Annotated in this window: 10 protein-coding genes; 7 read left to right on the top strand and 3 right to left on the bottom strand. The window is 45.0% G+C overall.

Going from position 1 to position 21869, the window contains the following annotated elements:
* The first annotated feature begins 304 nt into the window (after positions 1 to 304).
* The 7 genes from T456_RS0111075 to T456_RS0111045 all read left to right on the top strand — a co-directional run bounded on the left by T456_RS0111075 (position 305) and on the right by T456_RS0111045 (position 18623).
* Entirely contained in the window at positions 305 to 529 is a 225-nt protein-coding gene (locus tag T456_RS0111075; protein WP_024866202.1) for a hypothetical protein, read from the top strand.
* Between the two features lie 68 nt (positions 530 to 597).
* A complete protein-coding gene (locus T456_RS0111070) occupies positions 598 to 6681 on the top strand; it encodes an InlB B-repeat-containing protein (RefSeq protein WP_024866201.1) in 6084 nt (2027 codons plus the stop codon).
* Positions 6682 to 6965: 284 nt separating this feature from the next.
* The gene (locus T456_RS0111065; protein ID WP_035801952.1) at positions 6966 to 7193 is read left to right on the top strand and encodes a hypothetical protein; all 228 of its coding nucleotides are present in this window, start codon (positions 6966 to 6968) and stop codon (positions 7191 to 7193) included.
* 62 nt (positions 7194 to 7255) lie between these two features.
* Positions 7256 to 14611 carry an InlB B-repeat-containing protein gene (locus tag T456_RS0111060; RefSeq protein WP_024866199.1) on the top strand — a complete coding sequence of 2452 codons (7356 nt, stop codon included), beginning with the start codon at positions 7256 to 7258 and terminating at the stop codon, positions 14609 to 14611.
* A 170-nt stretch (positions 14612 to 14781) separates the two neighbouring features.
* Positions 14782 to 15261 (top strand): hypothetical protein, encoded by a 480-nt coding sequence (locus T456_RS0111055; RefSeq protein ID WP_155838075.1) that lies wholly within the window; start codon positions 14782 to 14784, stop codon positions 15259 to 15261.
* 151 nt (positions 15262 to 15412) lie between these two features.
* Complete coding sequence (locus T456_RS0111050; protein ID WP_024866197.1) at positions 15413 to 16987, top strand: glycoside hydrolase family 28 protein; 1575 nt, start codon at positions 15413 to 15415, stop codon at positions 16985 to 16987.
* A 352-nt stretch (positions 16988 to 17339) separates the two neighbouring features.
* Positions 17340 to 18623: an SLC13 family permease gene (locus T456_RS0111045; RefSeq protein ID WP_330369739.1), complete on the top strand. Its 1284-nt coding sequence runs from the start codon at positions 17340 to 17342 to the stop codon at positions 18621 to 18623.
* Between the two features lie 208 nt (positions 18624 to 18831).
* On the opposite strand, the gene T456_RS0111040 is transcribed toward T456_RS0111045, so the two are convergent.
* From T456_RS0111040 to T456_RS23140, 3 genes are all read right to left on the bottom strand, one after another.
* The gene (locus T456_RS0111040) at positions 18832 to 19893 is read right to left on the bottom strand and encodes a pectinesterase family protein (protein WP_051465023.1); all 1062 of its coding nucleotides are present in this window, start codon (positions 19891 to 19893) and stop codon (positions 18832 to 18834) included.
* An 80-nt stretch (positions 19894 to 19973) separates the two neighbouring features.
* Entirely contained in the window at positions 19974 to 20252 is a 279-nt protein-coding gene (locus T456_RS21345) for a barstar family protein (RefSeq protein WP_024866194.1), read from the bottom strand.
* A 99-nt stretch (positions 20253 to 20351) separates the two neighbouring features.
* The gene (locus T456_RS23140; RefSeq protein WP_024866193.1) at positions 20352 to 21119 is read right to left on the bottom strand and encodes a ribonuclease domain-containing protein; all 768 of its coding nucleotides are present in this window, start codon (positions 21117 to 21119) and stop codon (positions 20352 to 20354) included.
* Between the last annotated feature and the right edge of the window lie 750 nt (positions 21120 to 21869).

Genomic DNA, 21869 nt, shown 5'->3' with positions numbered 1-21869 from the left:
TTGACAGCATCCTTGCCTTTGGCAAGAGCAATGAGGGTAAAACACAATAGATTATACCGTTAAATAAAGGCAGTGAATAAATGCTTCCAGATAGGTTTACCGATTCTCCAAGGATTTTCAACGAAATAAAGTTTACATCGAATTAAAATTTATTGAAATTTAATTTTTGATTATAAACTTAGCTAGTATAATGGCTATTAAGGGAGTTCACATTTTTTTCACAAAAAGAACAAAAATAATTCAAAATATGATGGGTGATATGATGACTCTTTTTCTACAATGATAAAAGCGAGAGGATACTATTATGGGTAGAAAAGCGTTGAGCATCACAAACAATCCGGATCCCGGCCGCCGAAAAGGCACTTTCGTTGTGAAGATTGAGTATTGTCAGAACGAGACATGGCAGGGCAAGGTTGTTTGGGCTGAAGAAAATAGAACAGAGCGGTTCCGGAGCATGCTTGAACTTGTCAAGCTGATGGATGAAGCCATGGCTTCCGGACAGCAGATATCTATTGAGCAGCAGGCATGACCTGTTGCAGTAACAGTTGGTTATTATTTTTTAACAATATTAACAATATATGAGAGGGAGAGAAAGATATGTTGAAGAAGTGGAACAGAATTCTTGCGTTCATGCTGTCAATCGCACTTGTGATCACAACTTTCGGTAGTGATTTCGCCAGTGCTAAGGCGTATGCGGAAGAAGGCACGGATGAAACAATAACTGTCGAAGAACAAGCCCCTGCTGAGACACAGACAGAGACAGAGACTTGGTCCGAGATCACAGAACCCACTACTGAGGAGACTACACCTCCTGCAGTAGAGGATGAGCCTAAGGTTGTACCTGAGGTGATACCCGAGGTTGTTCCTGAGGGGGAGAAGAATCCTGAGGAGGTTCCCGAAGTAGTTGAGCCTACAGAGGAAGAGCCTGCAGAGGATGAAGATGAAGTGTCCGATGAGGATGCCGAAGAGGCAGAAGAGGACGAGGAAGCTTCTGAAGAAGCAACTGAAGAGAAGAATGTAACTGTAACCTATACAGCAGACAAGGGCGGATACGTTTCTGATAAGTCAGAGACTATTAACGTAAACGACAAGGATGCTGCTTTCAAGGGTTCTACAGCTACAGCTTGGAATGACAAGTATGAGTTTACAGAGTGGGTAGACGCAGACGGTATTCAGGTTTGCACAGAGCCAACCTTTACTCCTGCTGGTCTTACAGAAGATGCTACCTTCACAGCTAAGTTTGTTGCTGTTGATAATATTGAAGAGCTGATGCCTAAAGTATCAGGTTCTTTGTCATCAAGCACTCTGGAAGTCACTGTTAGTGCAGAGGCTGGTATATTCCCCGCTGGCACAACAGTTACAATTACAGAGATTGGTGATGACCAGGCACTTGCTACAGCTAAGGAAGCTATCCCTGCTGCAACATCAGCTAAGGGTGTTGATATCACTTTCCATGATGTAGACGGAAAAGAGATTCAGCCTGCGAACAGCAAGTATGTTAACGTGTCAATGACACTTAAAGCAGCTCTTGAGGGCGACAACTTTGCGGTTGTTCATGATCATGGTGATGTAGAGACCATCGGCGCCAGCATCAGCCAGGATGCAGAAGGTAATGCTACTGAGGCAACTTTTACATCAAACGAGTTCTCAGTATTCATTGTTGCCGGAACTGATAATGACGATGAAATCCTTCGTAAGGTTGAGCACTATACCTTTGAAGTAAAAAATTCATCAGATGTTTGGGAAACAGTTTCCGAGCAGGACATTACCAGTGGTGACGAGCTTGCATGTCCGGAGATTCCTTCACTGACCAAAAATCAGGTATTCCAAGGATGGTATTTCTGGGATACTGATGCAAACGACTTTGGAGAACCGGTTGAATTTGGTGTTAAGAGTGATGTGACAAATGAGGCTAAGTACACTGTAAGAGCTAAGGTTCAGACTACTTACTATGTTACCTTTATCGGAGCAGAGGGTGAGGTAGTTGCAGTTGAGGCTGTTACAGCAGACAGCAGTGAGGATGAAGCTCCTCTTACATTAACAGTTTCAGTTCAGCCTAAGGAGGATACACAGAACTTCACAGGATGGACAAACTTAAATAACAAGTATTATAAAGATGGTGCCACAATCGATGCAAGTGACGATAATAACCGTACACTTACTGCATTCATTGAAAAAGGTTACTGGGTTCACTTTGATGAGAATGATGGTGGAGATGGCGGCGGAGCTTCCTATACAAGGCCTGAGTTCGTAGTAGAAGGCGGTAAGGCTACTAGACCTGCTAATCCTACCAGAAATGGCTATGTTTTTAGAGGTTGGTATGCAGATAAAAACTGCACAGAAGAGTTCGATTTTAATACAACTATCATAAAGACAACATACATCTATGCTAAGTGGGCGAAGGGTACTGCTCCTTTTACTGTAATTATCTGGAAGCAGAACGTTGATACAGATAAGAATGCAGCGTTTGACCCTAAGAACTATGACTATGATAGCCAGACTGTAATTGAAGGCCATGCTACAGATGATCTTATTAAGGATAGTTGGCTTGGCAATGCTCTTAACAAGAACTTTACAGGATTTAATGCAACTCCTAAAAAAGTAATCACAAATGACGGAAAGATTTCTGCAAAGGGCGATACTGTTGTAAATGTTTACTACGACAGAAAGAAGATTACATATAGGTTCTATACTGCAGATTATTATACCTCATATGGCTCAAACAGATATGTCTGGAATGCCAAAGAGTATACTTCGCTAAAGGAGATGTCTGGTCTTTATGGACAGCCGATTTCTAAATATGATGGCTATCGTTGGCCTAGTGAAAGAGAGTGGTTTGAATACGAGGGATCTACTTATTATTATGGTGAAGAAATTGAAATACTTGGCCAGGGAATGACTTTCCTTGCTCAATTCTCTACAGATGGAGATAAGGATTTCTATTCTTATGAGGCTGCAGGTGGAAGTCTTAAGGTAAGGCATTATAAACAGAATAAAGATGGTTCCTCATACCCTACAGAGGCTACTGATAGCACAAATATAAGAAATTCTGGGAACAATACATGGTATTTCTCAAATAAATATGATGGATTTACAGTAAAGTCGTATAGAGTTGGAAATTCTGGTTCCTATCAGAATGTTCCTGGCGGAAACAATCCTAGTGTACCTTTCAGTGAAAACTTATACATCCGTTATGAGCGTAATAAGTATAAGCTCACACTTATGAGCGTGGCAGCTTCTATCGATCCTGAGACTCAAAAAGTTATTGCTGAAAATACTGCACAGACTGTTCAGGAATATAAAGATATCCTATTTGAGTCAAGCCTTACATCATACAAGGATAAGGCCATTAATGATGCCAAGAAAATAAAAACTCCTCCTATTCCGGGTTATGTTCCTAAGCTTGCAGAAGACGGAACTATTGGTATCTGGAAGGATGAAGCAGGAACAGAGCTGTTTGATTTCGATACAACGATGCCTGCAACCAATGACACACGAGCATACATTGTTTGGGTAAAGCCAAAATACAAAGTATACTTTGATCTTAACGTTGACGGCGACAAGGACATGGATACAACAACAGGCTATAATACTGTTGAGACAAATGGCCAGCCTACAACACTTGATTTGTATTATGGTGATAAGGTTGTCAGAGACACAGTTATGACCAAGTTTGTTCGTTCCGGTTATGATCTTGTTGGATGGTTTGTAAAAGAAACAGATAAGACATATGACTACGGCGCTGTAACATCTGACGTAAACCTCTACGCTAAGTGGAGAAAGCAGGGCGGAACAAAGATCAAGTACGAAGAGAATGGTACTTATATTAAGAATAAGGATACCGGAGCTCGTGAGAACGTTGCAGGTACTATGCTTGATTCCAACCGCGACACTCATACCTATGCAACTGATTCTACTGTTGTTGTAACAGCAGGATCAACAGCAGTGGAAACAGATAAGTTTACATTCATTGGATGGGAACTTCTTGATAAGAACAGAAACGTAGTTAAAGCATATTATCCTAATGATCACTTTGACCTCGATGACAGCTACATAGTAACTGAAGTTGGCGAAGATGGAGAGAAGGAAAATTACGTAGTTCTTAGAGCTCTTTACGCTAAGACAGGCGGCGGCACAGCTGCTGATACGACAACACTTACCTACAATATCAATGATGGAAGTGCCTCACCTAAGACAGTTACGATCAGCAAGAATGGTGACCATGATCTTCGTGTAAATGAGAAGATTCAGGCTTGGACACTTGCTGAAGCTGAGAAAAACAACTTCAAGAGAGAGGGCTTCGAGCTCCTTGGATGGAATATCGATCAGAATGAAGCTAATGAAGGAACATTTAAGATTGCTCTGGGCAAGGAGTACATCATTGCCAACAACAAGAACTCTGATGATAATCCTAGTACAAATGTACTTTACGCAGTATGGAAAGAGCTTAACGGTTCTTACACAGTTGAGTACTATAAGTCATTCCCTGCAAGCTCCGGCGCAGCAGATGTAAAGATTGGTGAGCCTGTAACAGTTGAAGGTGTTAAGGCCGGAACAAAAATCACTGCAGCCGATATCGATGTTGATAAGTATCGTGAAACAGCAGGCGTGGGTTACAAGGCTGGTGTAGTAGATCCTGCAAGCACCACAATCGAAGCCGGCAAGAATAAGACTATTAAGGTTGTTTATAAGCCTGTTAAGGCAACAATCACAGTTGAAGGTAACTATTACTCAACGACATACAACGGACAGGAACAGAGCGTAAGCTTCCCTAAAGACGCTACAAATGACGATCCTGGATTTAAGGTAACATCAATTAAGTATGATGCCGATGATGTATCTGGTATCATTTCAAAAGATGATGTGAGCATCAGACAGAGTATTGGAGCATCAGGAACAGAGGTTGATGAGTATCCGTTTAATCTTGGACCTGAAGATTTCGTATTAAACAACGATGACATCCTTGACTATGAATTCAAGATTGCGAAGGATTCTGAAGGCAATAACAAAGACGGTATCTTCGAAATCCTTCCTGTAGGTAAGGTAAAAGTAGTAATTACCGGTAAGACTGATGAGCTTCCTTACAACGGAAAAGAGCAGAGCGTAACCGGATTTGAGTTTACATCCAACAATGACCTGTTCACTGCAGCTTCTTTCACATATAAGGGAAAGACCGGTGATGAAGCTCAGGCAGCAGCTATTGCAAAGGGAACAGATGTTAACGACGAAGGATATGCGATGGGACTTGATAAAAAGGACTTCGCAGTAGTTAACACAACAACATTCCCTGATGTAGAATTTGAAGTGCGTGCTGATGGTCTTCTTACAATCACACCTAGAACTGTTAACATTACAGTTGCCGGTAAAAAGGAAACTAAGACATTCAATGGAGAAGAGCAGAGCGTAACCGGATTTGAGACATACGAGGTAGAAGTAGTTGAGGTTGAGGGTGCTGATACTCCTGACTTCTCTACAGCTGATGTGATCTTTGACTTCGATGGCAATGGCACAGCTGATGAGGAAGACGATGCTATAGCTACTGGCCTTACTCCTGACACATATCCTATGGGACTTAAGAAGGCTATGTTTACTCTTGATCCTAAGGACATGAACTTCGTACTTGGCACCGTAGATGTTACAGATGGTGAGCTTGTCATTGAAAACGGCAATGGTGAAATTGAAATTGCATTTTCAGTAACCGATGTTACTAAGCCTTATACCGGATATATGCAGACTGTCGAAGCGCTGGCCACCGTTGAAGGACCTAAAGAACCTCTTTATAAGAAAGTTTTAGATGCCATCAGCGATGCATTGACAATAACAGCCGGTGCAGCAGATGATCAGACAACCTTCGAGTTCAAGAACAAGACCTACGTTGTTAAGAACATTAAGGTTAAGGCAGAGGGTAGAAATGTTACCGAAGGTTCTGCCGGAATTCCTCCTTATGATTTCGAACTTGAGAAGGATATTGTAATCACTCTTGATGATGTTGATGTAACAAAGAGTTTCACTGTTAATAAAGAGGGTCTTAAGGGCAAGTTCAATATCACTCCGGTTGATCTTACATATACCGCAGATGATAAGAGTAAAGTTCAGGGAACAGCTGATCCTGCACTTACAGCACAGCTTACAGGTCTTATAGGTGAAGACGTTGCCAGAAAGGCTGATGTAGAGGCTTTCCTCAAAGAGATCACTGAAATTTATCGTGACAAAGGTGAGGACGTTGGCACATATGTTATCCATATCGATCCTAAGAGCTTTGAGCCTCAGGAACCTATCAGACCGATGGTTAAGGCATTGGCTGACGATGTAGTGGTAGTAGATGATACAGAAGGAATCGACTTTGAGAGCATGACATTGATAACCAATAACTATAATGAGCCTAAGTTGGTAAATGGATTGTTCACAATCACAGCAGCACCCGGACCTAATCCTCCTACACCTACACCTCCTACACCTACACCTACACCTGACACACCTGCTCCTGTAGCTGCACCTGCAGTACTTGGAGCTCAGAGAGAGGTTGAGGTTGACGGACCTGCAGTTCTCGGTGCAAGAAGAGGTAGAACAGCAGACGACACAGCTACCGGAACAGCAAGAATCTTTGCAATCATTGTTTCAGCAGCAGTTGCAATTGCACTTCTTTTCAAGGGAAAAAAGAAGGAAGAAGACGAGGTTTGAGCCGATAGCTCTTTTCCCAAATAAGAAATAAAAAAGATGGCGGGTAGCCGGTTAACACCGACTACCCGTCTTTTTTATTCCCCCAATCATAATTTTTGTACCTATCTACCTAAAACGTTTACTTTATGAGTTCTTTATAGTCTTAATCTCATATTTACAGTCTTCATTATTCCTTAACTATATTTATGAATTGTTAAGCTGAATCCACAAAATATAGGGGGTCGTATGATAATTCGTATGATTGACGTTTGAGTATCATAAATTTAAGAAAGGATATCATCGCCATGAAAAAATGTTATTTTTCAAAAGATTATCCGAAAAAACTGAATGACAGAGGAACCTTCATCGTCAAGATAGCCCGCTGCGAAGGTGGTACCTGGCAGGGTAAGCTGACTTGGGCTGAAGGGGAGCAGACACTTCATTTCAGAAGTGCTTTGGAACTGATCAAACTAATTGACGGTGCCATGGGCGAGACCATGGCGAAGAACAAAAGTGACGAAGAAGCAGGATAAGTAGTCACACGTAACTATTAACTTCTAACAAGCCAATTCTTTTATAAGGGAGGAATTCGACTATGTTGAGAAAATGGAACAGATTTTTAGCAGTACTTCTCGCTATAGCCATGATAGCTACCACATTTAACTCCAACGTGAGTAATATCAGGGTTTATGCGGAAACAGAAGGAGCTCCTGAGAATTCTTCTGGTGATGAACCTAATACGGATCCCCCTGTAGTAGATCCCCCTACAGTAGATCCCCCTACAGTAGAGACTCCTGTAGTAGATCCCCCTGTAGAAGATCCTCCTGCAGGTGATCCCCCTGTGGTAGATACTCCTACAGATGAAGACCAGAAGCTTTTACCTCCGGATGGTTCAAAATCAGGAGGCTCTCCTGAGGATCCTGAAGAGGAGAAAAAGGAAGATCCTGAAGAGGAGAAAAAGGAAGAACCTGAAGAGGAGAAAAAGGAAGAACCCGAAGATGAAGAGGAAGAACTTCCGCCTGCTCCTGTAAAAACCATAACAATTTCATACGTTGCTAACGAAGGCGGAAGCGTAAGCATACCTTCTGATACCATCCCGGAAGACGGCGAAGCATCAGAAGTCAGAGCTAACGCTGATACCGGTTATGCCTTTGTTAACTGGACAGATGGAAGCACCGTGGTTTGTGGGTCAAGAACATTCCGCCCCGCAGGTGAACTTCTTGTTGACGGAGCCACATACTACGCAAACTTCGTGAAGTCAGGTTATACAGTTTCTTTCAAGGTTGACGGATCTGATTTTGATACCCGCGGCTTCTCAAGTGGAGAAACACTTACAATTCCTTCTCAGGATCCTTTCAAAGCAGGATACTTCTTCAGAGGATGGAATTATAACGGAAGTCTCATAACTCATGACAATGCTTCTGATTACACGGTAACCGGTGATATGGTTCTTGAAGCAGAGCTTGAGGAGATCAAGATCTTTGAGGTGACTGTTAAGTATTACTATATCAGTCCCGGTGGCACAGAGGTGCCTTTTGACAATCAGATAGTAGAAGTTGAAAAGAGTAATCTCCCTGTAACCATCACTTCTCCTCCGGAAGTACAGGTTGCAGAGGATGAGGCATACCCTGTTTACTATCCTAAGGAGACCTCAATCCAGATCACAACTGCAGACCTTGATGATATCAAGGATACCAGACAGGAAGGTTCTGTTATCGTAGGTATTCTGAATGACAGAAGCGTTCAGTATATTCCTTTTGAGTTTACTTTCTGGTATACATATCTGCTCAAGGATTTGGAGGGCGGTAATTATACCAAGGTTCAATCAATTCCGGCCCAAGGCGTTAAGAATACGGTTGTTACACCTAAGGTTATCGATATCCCCGGTGGTGAGTTTGAGAGAACCGAGAGCTACACTGTAACTGTAGAAGGCCAGGAACTTCCCGTTTACTACACACGTGCCAACTATCGTCTTGAGTTTGATTCAAACGGCGGCTCATATGTAGATGCGGTTACAGCTCCTTATGAGACAGTTATAGATATCAGTGAAAAAGAGCCTACATATGCAGGTTACACCTTCGGCGGATGGTACACAGATGAAGCCCTCACTACAGCCGCAGATGATAACTATAAACTGGAAAAAGATACAACTCTTTATGCCAAGTGGGATCCTGCAACAGTAAATTACACACTGGTTTACACGATTGAAAATGCCAATGATACAGAATACTCTTATATTGGTATAGCAACAGCTACAGCACAGGTTGGTTCTTCTGTTAAGGCAACAGCAAGCAGCCCTAAGCCTGCTGAGCTTGATTTAGATAACTTTACATTTAAGGAATCTAATGAAAAAACAGTTTTGCCTGATGGCAGCACCACTATAACTGTAAAATACAGCAGAAATGTTTATAAGATCAAATATTCCGGATCAGGTGGTATTTATGGAAACACACTGGAAGCCAAATACGGTTCTGACATAACGGATTCCTTCAGTAGAATCTTCAATGAAGGATATTCTTCTGAATATGCCTGGAGTTTTACAAACGTAGACAGAGACAAGTTCGTTATCTATAACACCATGCCCGGCAAGGGTGAAAGCGGTATTACATGGATAGAAGATGGCAAGACCATAAAGCTTTATAGACATAACTTTTCTACTGATGCTACACAGATACTGAATTACTGGCTGGAGAACTACGGCCCTGAAGCAGGTCAGGTTACTTTTGAGGGCAAGAAGTACGGCTTATTCCAGAGCACAACAGTACATTTCAAACATTGTTATGACTATTCCGAGTTCCCGGAGATAGCAGGTTATACAAAGAATAAATTTACTACATGGGCTGCACAGAAGAAAAAAGGCCTGGGATGGGAAGATATAAACAAATATATAACCTTTACCCTTGGAACAGGCAGTTACAATAGTGGAACGGCAACAGAAAACTATAAAGGCCTGAGATTTGATTTCTATTACTTCGCAGATTCCTATCCTCTGACCTTTAACAATTACGACGGTACACTTATCAGCACAGAGCAGATTGCTCTTGGCAGTGACATCAGTGGAAAAATCACAGCTGCGGAGGCTTTAGCAACACCGCCTACAGACGATGCAGACTGGGATGGATGGTATACTGATTCCTACCACTCAGAAGCATATGCAGGCGATAATAAGATGCCTACAGGTCTTGTACTCTACGCTAACTGGATCATACCGCAAAGACACATCACTTTTGTCAAGGTTGACCCCGTTACAGGCCAGCAGACAGTTATTGAGACCAAGGCCTACGATCATAATAAAACAGCATCATCAATAACACCTGCAGCGATCGACGGATTTACCTTTGGTGGATGGTATATCGACAGTGATTACAGCGAGAAGTATGACTTCAATAAACCTCTGACACAAGACATATCGGTATACACCTATTGGATTCCTGACGAAATCAGCTATACAGTAAAATTTATATACTACGAAGACGGGGAAGAAATGGAGGCAGCTCCTTCAAGAACAGAGAGAAGCCCTGCGTTCCAGCCCGGAGATAAAAAGGTTGTTAAGGCAGCCTCAGTAGTGGGAATGCTTCCTGATGCAACTGAAAAGGAGATTATCCTCACTAACGGCGAGAATGTTGTAACCTTTGTTTACCAGCATAAGCCTGAGAACCTTACTTACACAGTACGTTACATCTTCATGGATGGCGGCAACGAGATCAGGGTTGCTCCCGACTATACACCTGCTGAGCCGTTATCAGGCAGCCAGGCCAGTGTAACAGTAGCTGCAGTTGAGGCTGATCCTGATTACATGAGAAGCGTTCCCGAATATGCTTCTTATGCAGACAGAAAGTACTATCCTGAAGAAGTAGTTAAGACCCATATCTTTACATACACAGATACTCAGAATGTGATCACATTCTACTATCACGATTACAAGATGGGTAAGATCGTTGTCAACTTCGTGGATATGGATGGCAACAGCATAGCAGATACAGTTGAAAAGAGCATGATGCCCGGCGGACAGTACACGATAAATACAAGCCTTGGCGGTTATGTATTCAACTATATCAAGGACGAGAGTGGACAGATAGTAGATTCTCCTAAGGTTATAGCAACCAGCGGAACAATAACAAGAACTGTATACTATCAGAAGAAACTCGTTATCGGAGCGAACGGTAAGACCAAGACCTATGACGGAAGACCTCTTGTAAGTACCTTTACAGCAGAAGACTATTATGTAGAAGGTCTTGTAGATGGTCACAGGATCACAGCCCTTTCCTTCACGGGAAGCCAGACTGAGGTTGGCGAGAGCAAGACCACTCCTTTCGGAGCACAGGTTTCAACAGGACAGTCCGGAAGTGACTACTACATTATAGAGTACAAGAGCGGAACTCTTACAGTAACAGCCCTTGAAGGCATAGTAGTAAATATCGCGGCAGATAATATCAACATTGAATATGATGGACAGTCGCACACAGCTAAGTACACTATTGAAAGCATCACCAATCCTGCATTCAAGGCAGATTACATCGGACACACAGGTGATATTGAGATCACAAGCAAAGATGTAATTGACCAGCAGCTTGCAGCACACTTCTTCGTAAAAGAAGAATATGCACACAACTTCGCAAACGTAACCATCAACGTAGCAGAAGGCGGACTTACAATCACTCCTAAGAAACTTACTGTTACAACACCTACTGTAATAACAACTTATCCTGAGCCTGCAACATCAGGCACACTGTCAGATGCCGATGCACGAGGCGCTGTTCAGGGATGGGTAGCTGGTGATGGTGGTAAGCTTGGAAGCCTCAGCGGTATCAAGTACAACGTTATTGATGAAGATGATCTGGTAGAAGGTGATACACACTACTACGAGAACAAGGTTGGCGATCCTGCAATCATCTTTGATAGCGGAACAAACGCAGATAACTACATCATCGATACTGTAAATTACGGCAAGCTGATCGTTAAGCCCAGACCTATAACAGTACAGATTACCGGACATATATCAGATCCTGATCCGATAGTATTTGACGGAAAGCCTCATACAGTTTCAGGTTATGAAGCAGATGTTCTTTCAGAGGTCCCTGCTGACCGGGCTTACAGAACAAAAGGCGCAACCCTTGATTATGAAGGACCTTCACAGGGATCCGTTAAAGTAACTCAGGGCTCTGTAGGAAAGTATTACCTGGGACTTGATGAGTCACAGTTTACAAACATCAATCCTAACTATGATGTAACCTTCGTGGTAGTAGATGGATATCTTGATATCGTTGCAGCAGGCTCCATCGTAGTAAGAGTAACCGGTAACAGCGACACCGTTATCTATGACGGAACACCTCAGTCGGTAACCGGATACGAAATGGAAATAATAACCGATGATAGCGGACTGTACACTCTGGATAAGGTAACAGGACCTGCTCAGAGCGCAGCAATAGCAACCGGAACAGCAGTTGGCAAGTACGACATGACTCTTGCAGAGGGCCTGTTCTCCAACTCAGATCCTAACTTCGAAGTAAGCTTCGAGATAGTAAACGGAACACTTAATATCGAGAAGGCAAAGATTGAAGTAGAAGTAACCGGTAATACAGATACAGTAACCTATGATGGAACACCTAAGAGCATAACAGGTTATACCATTGATGGTGTATGGCTTACAAACGGCGGAGAGAGAAAGGATGCTACAGCTCTTTACACAGCATTCGAAGGACCTTCACAGGAAGAAGCAATTGCAGCAGGAACAAATGCAAGGCAGGAAGCTTATCCTATGAATCTCTCAGAAGACAGCTTTGTAAATACCGATAAAGCCAACTTCGATGTAACCTTTACCGTAACTAACGGATGGCTCCAGATTAACAAACTTCCTGTAACAGTAACCATCACAGGAAACAGCGATGTTGTTGAATACAATGGAGAAGAGCAGTCGGTAAGCGGATATACAGCACAGGCAAGCTCAGATCTGTATCTGGATGATTACTACAACGGACCTGCACAGGACGGCGCAAAAGTTACTGCTAAGGGAACAAACGCAGATACTTACACAATGGAAGTTACAGCTGATGACTTTGCTGTAAACAGCAACGAGGCAAATGGTAACTTTGATGTAACATTTGATGTAACACCCGGAACCCTTACGATCAATCCTTTCAAGGATGAGATGATCGTACATGTAAAGGGTAATTCCGCAACAGAAGTATATGACGGAACACTCAAGACCATTGACGGATTTGAGAAGGTTGGAACAGTTGATGAAACCATCACCGTTGCTCTTGCAGAAGGCAAGGCAGCACATGCTGAGGGCACAGATGCCAATGCAGAGGGATACATGATGAATCTTGTATCAGGAGACTTTGTGGCAACTTCTCCTAACTACGAGAACATCACAGTAGTTCTGGATGAGGATGGTAAGCTCATCATCACTCCCGCCAAGGATCGTAAAGTTCCTACAGCTACAGGTTTCGAGGGACCTTATGATGGACAGACCCACACTGTAACAGTTTCTGAAGACGGAAGGATTGCAGGGGACGAGATCATCTTCACATATGTTGATACTGCAGACCAGGCACAGACAGTAGAAGCAACTTCAGCACCTGTTATCAAAAATGTATCCGAGAGCATCGGATTCGTAACAGTAACAATTAAGAACAAGAATTACGAAGATGCTGTTCTTGAGGCAGTTCCTCTGAACATCTTCAAGAGAGATCTTACAGTAACAACACCTACAGCCAGAAAGAAGTATGACGGAACTCCTCTTACAGCAGAAGGTAGCATATCCGGACTGGTAGGCGGCGACACCGTAGACTTTGCAACAACCGGAACAGTTACAAGACCTGATGTAGTAACCAATACATACACACTGGCATGGACAACAGGAAACGAAGGCAACTACAATTTGGTAGAAAACCTTGGAACACTGACAGTATACGACAGACCTGATGATGAGAAGTTTATCATCTACGCAACACCTCTTGACGGTGGATCAATAGTATACGACGGACAGGAAAAGACAGATTTCGATTACACTATCAGCTGGGAAGTTGGTGGTACTGAAGCAGCAGAAATTGATGCTACTGCAGTTGCAGTAGATCAGACAGCACGTCAGGCAGCTGAAGCAGACGAAGGTATCTTTGCAAGAGCAGGAAGAGCCATCAGAGAGACAGCTGAAAACGTAGTAGAGTTTGTAGCAGATCTGTTCACTATCAAGTCTGATGCAAGAGAGAAAGCTGATGACTACTCAGATGGAGCAAGAAGCTATCACGCAGTAGTAGATGCAGAGGTAATAGCTGATCGCACAGCAAAGGATGTAGGAGAATACGTACTCAGCATGGATGAGGCAACTCTTACAAACTTCAAAGTAACTGATGCTGAAGGAGAAGATGTATCCAATCAGTTCAAGGTAGTAGCAAAAGGAACAGCTTCACTGGAGATCACACCCGCACCTGTAACTGTAACAGCAGACAACAAGAGCAAGACAACAGCTCAGGCAGATCCTGCATTTACAGCAAAGGTAGAGGCCGAGAATACTGACCTTAATGCTGAAGCAGCAGAAACTGTCAAGTACACACTGAGCCGCACAGGTGGAAACGATGTAGGAACATATCCTATCACAGCCGCAGGCGAAGAGCTTCAGGGTAACTTCAAAGTAACCTACGTACCCGGTCAACTGGTTATCACAGCCGCTGGCGGAGGCGGTGGAGATCCTACACCTACTCCTACACCTACACCTATCGTAGATGAGCCTACTCCTACAGCTCCTACACCTGCACCTGCAGCACCTGTCGGAGCAGTACTTGGAGCAACAAGAGAGCAGTCTACAGATGGCGCAGCAGTTCTCGGAGCAAGAAGAGGAAGAACTGATGATGAGACAACATCCGGCGCAGCAAGAGTGATGATTATCATCCTTTCCGCAGCAGCTGCAATAGTAATTCTTCTTAAAGGCAAGAGAAAAGAAGACCAGTAATACACAGGTAACTTCAAACTGAATAAGTAATAAAAGGGCGGCTGGCCGGTGTTTACCGGTCAGCCGTTTTCTCTTTTCCCGAGGCAAAATGCACTGTACTGACGGATGAAATAGCGGTATAATTTAATATGATTATCGATTATTTTCTCAGAAGGAAAACTAAAGACAAAATGGCAGAAACCAAGCAGATGCTTTTTGCAAAAAATCTGGTCTGCGTTTGTGTAGAGCAGGTTCAGGACGGGGATTTTTCGGGATTATTGTATCATCAGTATGCTGATGCCCCTGTAGATTTCACCAGTGCCACTGATTTTCTTGTTAAGATGGAAGACCTCATGGACCAGTGGGATTTTCCCCAAAGAGGACTGGCTGAGCGTTTCTTTAAGAAAGAGAACAGAGATAACGCCCGCAAGGTTCATCCTCTGAAGGCTGACGATGACAGACTTCCCATTGAGATCATTCAGGACATGAACGGAGTCCGTAACGTCCAGAACAAGAAGGGCAAGCTTGCCACCTTTGTGGTCCAGGTGGTATACAGACAGGATGCTACCTGGCAGGGACACGTCATCTTCCGGGAACGGAATGAGAAAAAGGATTTCAGAAGTGCTCTGGAGCTTATCAAGTACATGGACGCTTCCATAAATACTCAGTGAGCGCCGGGGCCGCAAGCACCTAACAGCAGATCGCTTACGGATAAACTGGGCTGAAAAAGGCAGTTTTACTTCATGAATTAACAAGGAATGAAAACGGAACTATGCTATGATGTATGTAGCAAAGTTCCGTTATTTTTTGGGGAGAAGTATCATGAATTTTGAAATCATCGAAATCTTTAACAGAAGTGTGACCATCGAGCTGGAGTCTGAGGCTATATTTCAGCAGTCTGAGCCCTTCGAGGTATTTATAGACGGGGAAAAGAGACTTCGCTCTGACAGAAATGTGGTGTCGGTGACAGGTCTTTTGCCTGACAGAGAATATAAGATACGGGTGGCGGCAGCAGACGGTGAATGCGAGAAGTCTTTTACCACAAAGCATGAATCGGTGCTCCTTAATGTAAAGGCCTTTGGCGCCAAAGGCGACGGAGAGGCTTTGGATACACCCGCTTTGCAGGCGGCTATTTTGTCCTGCCCCAAGGATGGTACGGTCTATCTGCCAAAGGGTACCTATTATTCGACGCCTCTTTTCCTTAAGAGCGACATGACCCTGTGGCTTGATGAGGGTGCGGTGATCCTTGGAGATACTGACAGGAATCATTATCCGGTCCTGCCCGGGATGACCATGACTACCGATGAGAAGGACGAGTACAATCTTGGAAGCTGGGAGGGCAATCCTCTGGACAATTTCGCTTCCCTGATCACTGCCATTGATGCGGAGAATATTGATATCATCGGCGGGGGGACTTTGGACGGAAATGCGCAGAATTCCGACTGGTGGAAGGACGCCAAGAAAAAACGCATCGCCTGGAGGCCAAACATGATGTTCCTGTGCAGGTGCAGAAATGTCAGGGTGCAGGGGATTACTGTGCAGAATTCACCTTGCTGGACGCTGCATCCCTACTACTGTGAGGAGCTGTCTTTTTTGAATCTGTATATACATAACCCTTCCGATTCACCCAATACCGACGGGCTGGATCCCGAGAGCTGCAAGGGCGTGAAGGTGCTTGGCTGTGTCATTTCCGTGGGGGATGACTGCATGGCCATAAAGAGCGGCAAGTACTACATGAGTCTCAATCATCACAAGGTCACTGAGGATGTGGTGATCCGCAACTGCAGGTTTGAGCGCGGGCACGGCAGCGTGACTGTGGGTTCCGAGGTTGCAGGCGGCGTTAAGAATGTGAGGGTTTCCCAGTGCATTTTTGACGGCACGGACAGGGGACTTAGGATCAAGACCAGGAGAGGCCGCGGAGAGAGGTCGGTTCTTGACGATATCCTTTTTGAGAAGATTAAGATGAACGGAGTGCATATGCCCTTTACCGTGAATATGTTCTATTTCTGCGATCCGGACGGACACAGCGATTACGTGCAGAACAGGGCGGCGGCTCCCGTTGATGAGATGACTCCTGCCATCGGAACCATTACGGGACGAGATATTACCTGCGAGGGAGTTAGTGCCTGCGTGCTTTGCGCTGCGGGACTTCCCGAGAGCCCGGTTGGAAAGCTCGAGTTTGAGAATATCAAGGCGACATTTTTGCCTGAGGCGGAGCGAGTGCCCGAGAGACCTGTCATGATGGATAACTTCGACGAGATGAGCGGCCGCAGTGTCTATGCTGAGAATGTAAAAGAGCTGGTGCTCAGGAACGTGGAGATCATCGGAGCTGCGGATAAAGAGCCTGAGATGATGGGCGTAGAGCGTTTTGTGTGCGAAGGCGTGAAGTATAAGTGATGGGGCTGTTCGCGCGGGCGCGGACATTTGCGTCGGAGCGACTCTGTTCGGGCGGCAGATTCATGCCGATGGTGTGCAATTTAAATTTGACAAGATGCGTATTCTCCCTTAAGATAGACGGAGAAATTGGTCAGAGCGTCGCAATAACTCTGATTTTGACACCTGATAAAAGGGAGTAGCTGGCTGACATCTGTGTCGGCTGTCGGATCCGTCAGGACGATGCTTTGGGGCATCCGAATCCGGCATAAGGTTATCGTTATTGACTGACAGCAAGACTTTTATCGTAGCTTTGGCTATGATAAGAGTCTTTTTTTATAGCCGATTGATTCATTTTCGTTTAAGGAGGCAGAAATTGTTTAATCTGAAAACCATCGCAATCATTTTATTTGTACTTATGTACATCCTCATGATCACGCTGCCCAAGAGGCGTCATATCGTAGCGCTTTCCACAGCGGCTGTGTTTGTGATCCTGGGAATCCTTCCGCTTAATGAGGTATTCGGGGCCATCGACTGGAACGTACTGATGATGATCTTCGGTACTATGGTCATCGTGGATTACTTCATCGAGTCCAAGATGCCCAACAGGATAGCGGAGATGCTGCTGGACCTGGCGCCTAACGTACTGTGGGTGACCATTTTGATGTCTCTTTTCTCCGGATTCATCTCAGCATTTATCGACAACGTTGCAACTGTACTGATGGTTGCTCCTGTGGGACTGGCTATCTGCAAGAAGCTCAAGATCTCACCTGTACCTATGATCATCTGTATCGCGGTTTCCTCAAACCTTCAGGGCGCCGCTACTCTGGTAGGCGATACCACTTCAATCATGCTGGCAGCTGCAGCAAAGATGGACTTCAATGACTTCTTCTGGATGGAAGGTCATCCCGGAATTTTCTTTGCGGTTGAGCTTGGCGCTATCGCTACAGTGCCTATCATGATGATCATGTTCCGCAAGGACAAAGAGCCCGTCAGCTCCGACGAGAGGACAACAGTTACAGACTATGTTCCCACCATCATGATGCTGGGGCATGTGGTACTTCTCATCGCAGCTTCCTTTATTCCCGAGAAGCCCGACATCACCAACGGTGTGATCTGTATGGTATGCGGTATCATCAATATTGTCTGGGAGATTTTCCTTTCAAAGGGAACCGACAGCATGTGGCATTCTCTGAAGGCTATAGACTATGACACAATGCTCCTTCTCGGCGGACTGTTCTGCGTTATCGCAGGCATCACTAAAGTAGGCATCATCGATGATCTGGCTAACTTCATTGCCAGCGCCGGAAAGGGAAATGTATTCCTTCTGTATACAGTTATCGTATTCGGCTCGGTTGTGATCTCCGCCTTCATCGATAACATTCCTTACGTTGCTACGATGCTTCCGGTTCTGGCCAGCCTTTCAGCTGTTATGAATGTAAGTCCTCTGCTGTTGTACTTCGGTCTTCTGATCGGTGCGACCCTCGGCGGAAACCTTACACCTATCGGCGCATCTGCCAACATCGCCGGTGTGGGCATGCTCAGAAAAGAAGGTTACGAGGTATCCTTCGGTGACTTCATGAAGATCGGTGTGCCCTTCACACTGACTGCTGTGTGCGTCGGATATCTGTTCATCTGGCTTGTGTATTCAGGAGCGTAAGACATCGGCTGAGCCACCGGGGACGGTTCTGATTGGAAAGCCACCGGGGACGGTTCTAAGTCACCGGGGACGGTTCTGATTGACTTATTTGGATGCAAAATAACAACAGGGACATTTCATACTGACTGCCTTTCGGAGCCGGTGTGAAGTGTCCCTGTTTTATTGCAAATCTATTCATTGCGTCTGTTTGAAGATTATTATGAGCGCCTCATCCGCAGATTCTTTTTACAATCAAATCTGCGCGGCTGCTGATGGCGGCTGCCTCTGACTCGCTGATATCCTTTACCCAGGAGTTCTTTTGGGAGAGATCTGCGAAGATGATGGAGGGACCGGCTAAAATCGTTCCGAATTCCCCATAAAAGGTCTCAGGTTGATCCACTGTGATCCCGCCCCAGCCGGAGAAGCGCTCAGGAGCAATGGTCTTGTCCATAGTGCAGTGTAAGAAAACACTCTTTGCCTCATCCCGCCAGGGACGCCCCAGAAATACTGAGCCTTCTTCGCATCCCTCAGCTCCGCCAATACGGCAGTTCCTGAAGACAAAGCCGAGGTCCCGGCTTAGGCCGCAGGCCGCGGTAATGTAGCCGTTGATGAAGCGCTCCCTGGTGTCTATCTGGTCTTTATCGAGAGTGGCGGAACCTGCGGGCGAGCTTCCCGCCACTGTCAAACCAACATGCATTCTGTCGTTGCAGATGATGGTGCAGTCATCAAATACGGCGTCAGCGCCGCCAAATATAAAGTCCACATCACCGGTTATGGTGCAGTTCTTATAGTACTGGCTGGTGAGTCGCCTTTCTGTCATAACTCTTGGGCCGAGGAAGCCGTTTTTCTTTCGCTCCTGTCTGGGAAGAGGTGCGCAGAACAGCGTGTCCTGGCATCCTGTCATTTTCACATTTTCAAAGAAACAAATATCGGCATCGGCATAAACAGCAATAGCCTGGCCCACGGCTCTGCCGTCACCGGCGTCGTTTCTTATGGTCATATCTTTAATATGGACTCTGTCGCCGCCAAAGAATGCAGTGTAGCTTCTGAAGGTTCCGCGCTTGCTGCCGTCCTCCATAACTTCGTTGGCATAATCATCAAAGCAGAGAATTGTCTTGTCTACTCCATCCCCGATTAAAGTGATGGCTCTTTTCTCGCAAAAGATCTTCTCGTTATAAACGCCCTCCGAGATGTGGATGGTTGCGGTTTCTTCGTAGGGGACAGCGTTAATGGCTTCCTGAATGGTGGAAAAATCCCCGTCGGTTTTTGATACGTGTATTGTCAGACTCAATTTCTTTTCCCTCTTAATAGGATAGTGGATTGGTTTCGTGGTCGTCGTGGGGAATGGCGCATTGGCCTCGCGCCCCGGGTTTACGGGAAGAATCGTATTTGCAGATTGTCGCATTCTGATGCGGCGCGGGCGCACATCTTCCTTAGTTTGCCTAGATACTTCTCGAATTCCTCAGATGGAGACTTGGGCTGATTGTAGAAGATCAGATTCCAGCTATCGCCGTTGTCGGTGAGAACGTCGTAGAGAGCATCCAGGTTATTGCCGTAGTAGTCGGGAAGCGGAAGTTCCCGGGAGAGCAGCCGGTGAAGTTCGCTCTTATTGGTGATGTCTTTAAGATCTATGTAGAATACTTTTTCCATGTCGTCAACCTTTCGTGGGTGTGATTTGGCGCTGCGATTTCTGAAGAAGGTAATAGCAGCGGGCCCCGTGTGTACTGTGATTATCGGAGTGGGTGTGGATTACGGTTCATACAGCAGCTCGAAGCTCTCGTAGTGGTCGCCGGTGTAGTAGATGTAGCCGTCGTCGGAGTAGATTATGCGCTTGGCGCCGCGCTTGCTTTTGCCCAGGGTGTCGATGTCGCATTCGTGGTATTCCTTGTCCTCGGGCAGCAGGCCTTCGTAATTTCCAAAGTAGTCGCCGCCGATGCATTTGCCAGGGGCATAGTCCTCAAGGGAACCTCCGCTCCAACCAAGCTTTTTGGCGGCTTTCTTGGTGATGAAGTTGGAAGGAAGCTTGCCATAGGTGTGGATGTAGAGCGCAACGTCCTCCTTGGTGGTGTAGACGCCGTCTTCGTCAATCAGGGGCTCTGTGGCGGTGGGCTGCTGAGAGTCCTGAGTAGTGTTCTGGGCATTCTGCTGAGTCTCCTGGGCAGAGGCTTGCTGGGTATCTTGTGCGGCGGCCTGTTCCGTCACCTGCGATGCATCTTGCTGGTCAGCCTGAGTTGTGTCTGCAGCAGATTCTTGTGCTGAGGTGCTTTGTGTGTCGGCAGATTGAGACTCCTGCTGGGCAGATTGCTCAGATTCTTGCGATTCCTGTGATTGAGTGTCATTATTCGCGGGGGCTTCAGTGAAGCTGCTTTCAGCAACAGGCAGTTCTATCGGTGCGGCGGGTTTAGCCTTGCCGCATCCTGCCAGGGTTATGAACATGATCAGTGCCATGAAGATTGGCAGAGCTGATTTAAGTGCTATGTAAGGCTTTTGTCGGCGTTTTGATTTATTGTATTTCATGTTTTCGAGCTCCATTGATTCTGATGTCTGTGTTTACAGCTAATTCCAATTATACATTATTGAGGAGGGTTTGAGAGGGATTAGCAAATGATAACTGGTTACTATCCATGAGGTGTTAGGCTCACGCATGATCTGCCTGAGGAGGCTGCTTGCTAGCCATGCGTGAGCCTAATCGTATTTGTTTGTAAAAATCCGGCACATCTCAGATGTGATTAGTGTGCCTAAATCCTCAGATATTTGAATTTGTGGCTTATAAAAATCATAGAATCCGGATCTTTCTGTGCTACGTTACTGCTTATGCCTTGAATTAGGCACATGCATAATTTATTTCCGCACTTTTTTTGTGCCGAATATACCTTTATTCCAAGTTTATGGCACATCTCAGATGTGATTCCTGTGCTGCATTACTGCTTATGCCTTGAATTAGGCACATGCATAATTTTTTTCTGCATTTTTTCTGTGCCGAATATACCTTTATTCCAAGTTTATAGCACATCTCAGACCTGATTTCTGTGCCGTATTACCGCTTATGCCTTGAATCATTGTTATTTATACTTCAATTTATAAAGTCAAATCATTGTAATGTCAGTGAATAGACAAGAATGCTGTCTTGAAAAGTGTGAATGGTAATTAAGAATATGGAGAGGGAAAAGATTAGGTGTTTGTAATTTGAGTGTACATTGAGAAAATTTGTACATCAGTAGGGTTTCTTCCCAAAAAAGAAAGCGCCGGCACATCCGGCGCGTAACA

The sequence above is a fragment of the Butyrivibrio sp. FCS014 genome (assembly GCF_000526935.1).
Taxonomy (GTDB): Bacteria; Bacillota; Clostridia; order Lachnospirales; family Lachnospiraceae; genus Butyrivibrio.
The sequence above is the reverse complement of the archived record's forward strand: the minus strand, read 5'-3'. Positions and strand labels throughout refer to the sequence as shown.

Bases quoted from the DNA above. Each gene is read 5' to 3' on its own strand.
- T456_RS0111060 (WP_024866199.1), top strand. From the start codon at position 7,256: ATGTTGAGAAAATGGAACAGATTTTTAGCAGTACTTCTCGCTATAGCC.
- T456_RS0111075 (WP_024866202.1), top strand. From the start codon at position 305: ATGGGTAGAAAAGCGTTGAGCATCACAAACAATCCGGATCCCGGCCGC.
- T456_RS21345 (WP_024866194.1), bottom strand. From the start codon at position 20,252: ATGGAAAAAGTATTCTACATAGATCTTAAAGACATCACCAATAAGAGC.
- T456_RS0111065 (WP_035801952.1), top strand. From the start codon at position 6,966: ATGAAAAAATGTTATTTTTCAAAAGATTATCCGAAAAAACTGAATGAC.
- T456_RS23140 (WP_024866193.1), bottom strand. From the start codon at position 21,119: ATGAAATACAATAAATCAAAACGCCGACAAAAGCCTTACATAGCACTT.
- T456_RS0111050 (WP_024866197.1), top strand. From the start codon at position 15,413: ATGAATTTTGAAATCATCGAAATCTTTAACAGAAGTGTGACCATCGAG.
- T456_RS0111055 (WP_155838075.1), top strand. From the start codon at position 14,782: ATGGCAGAAACCAAGCAGATGCTTTTTGCAAAAAATCTGGTCTGCGTT.
- T456_RS0111070 (WP_024866201.1), top strand. From the start codon at position 598: ATGTTGAAGAAGTGGAACAGAATTCTTGCGTTCATGCTGTCAATCGCA.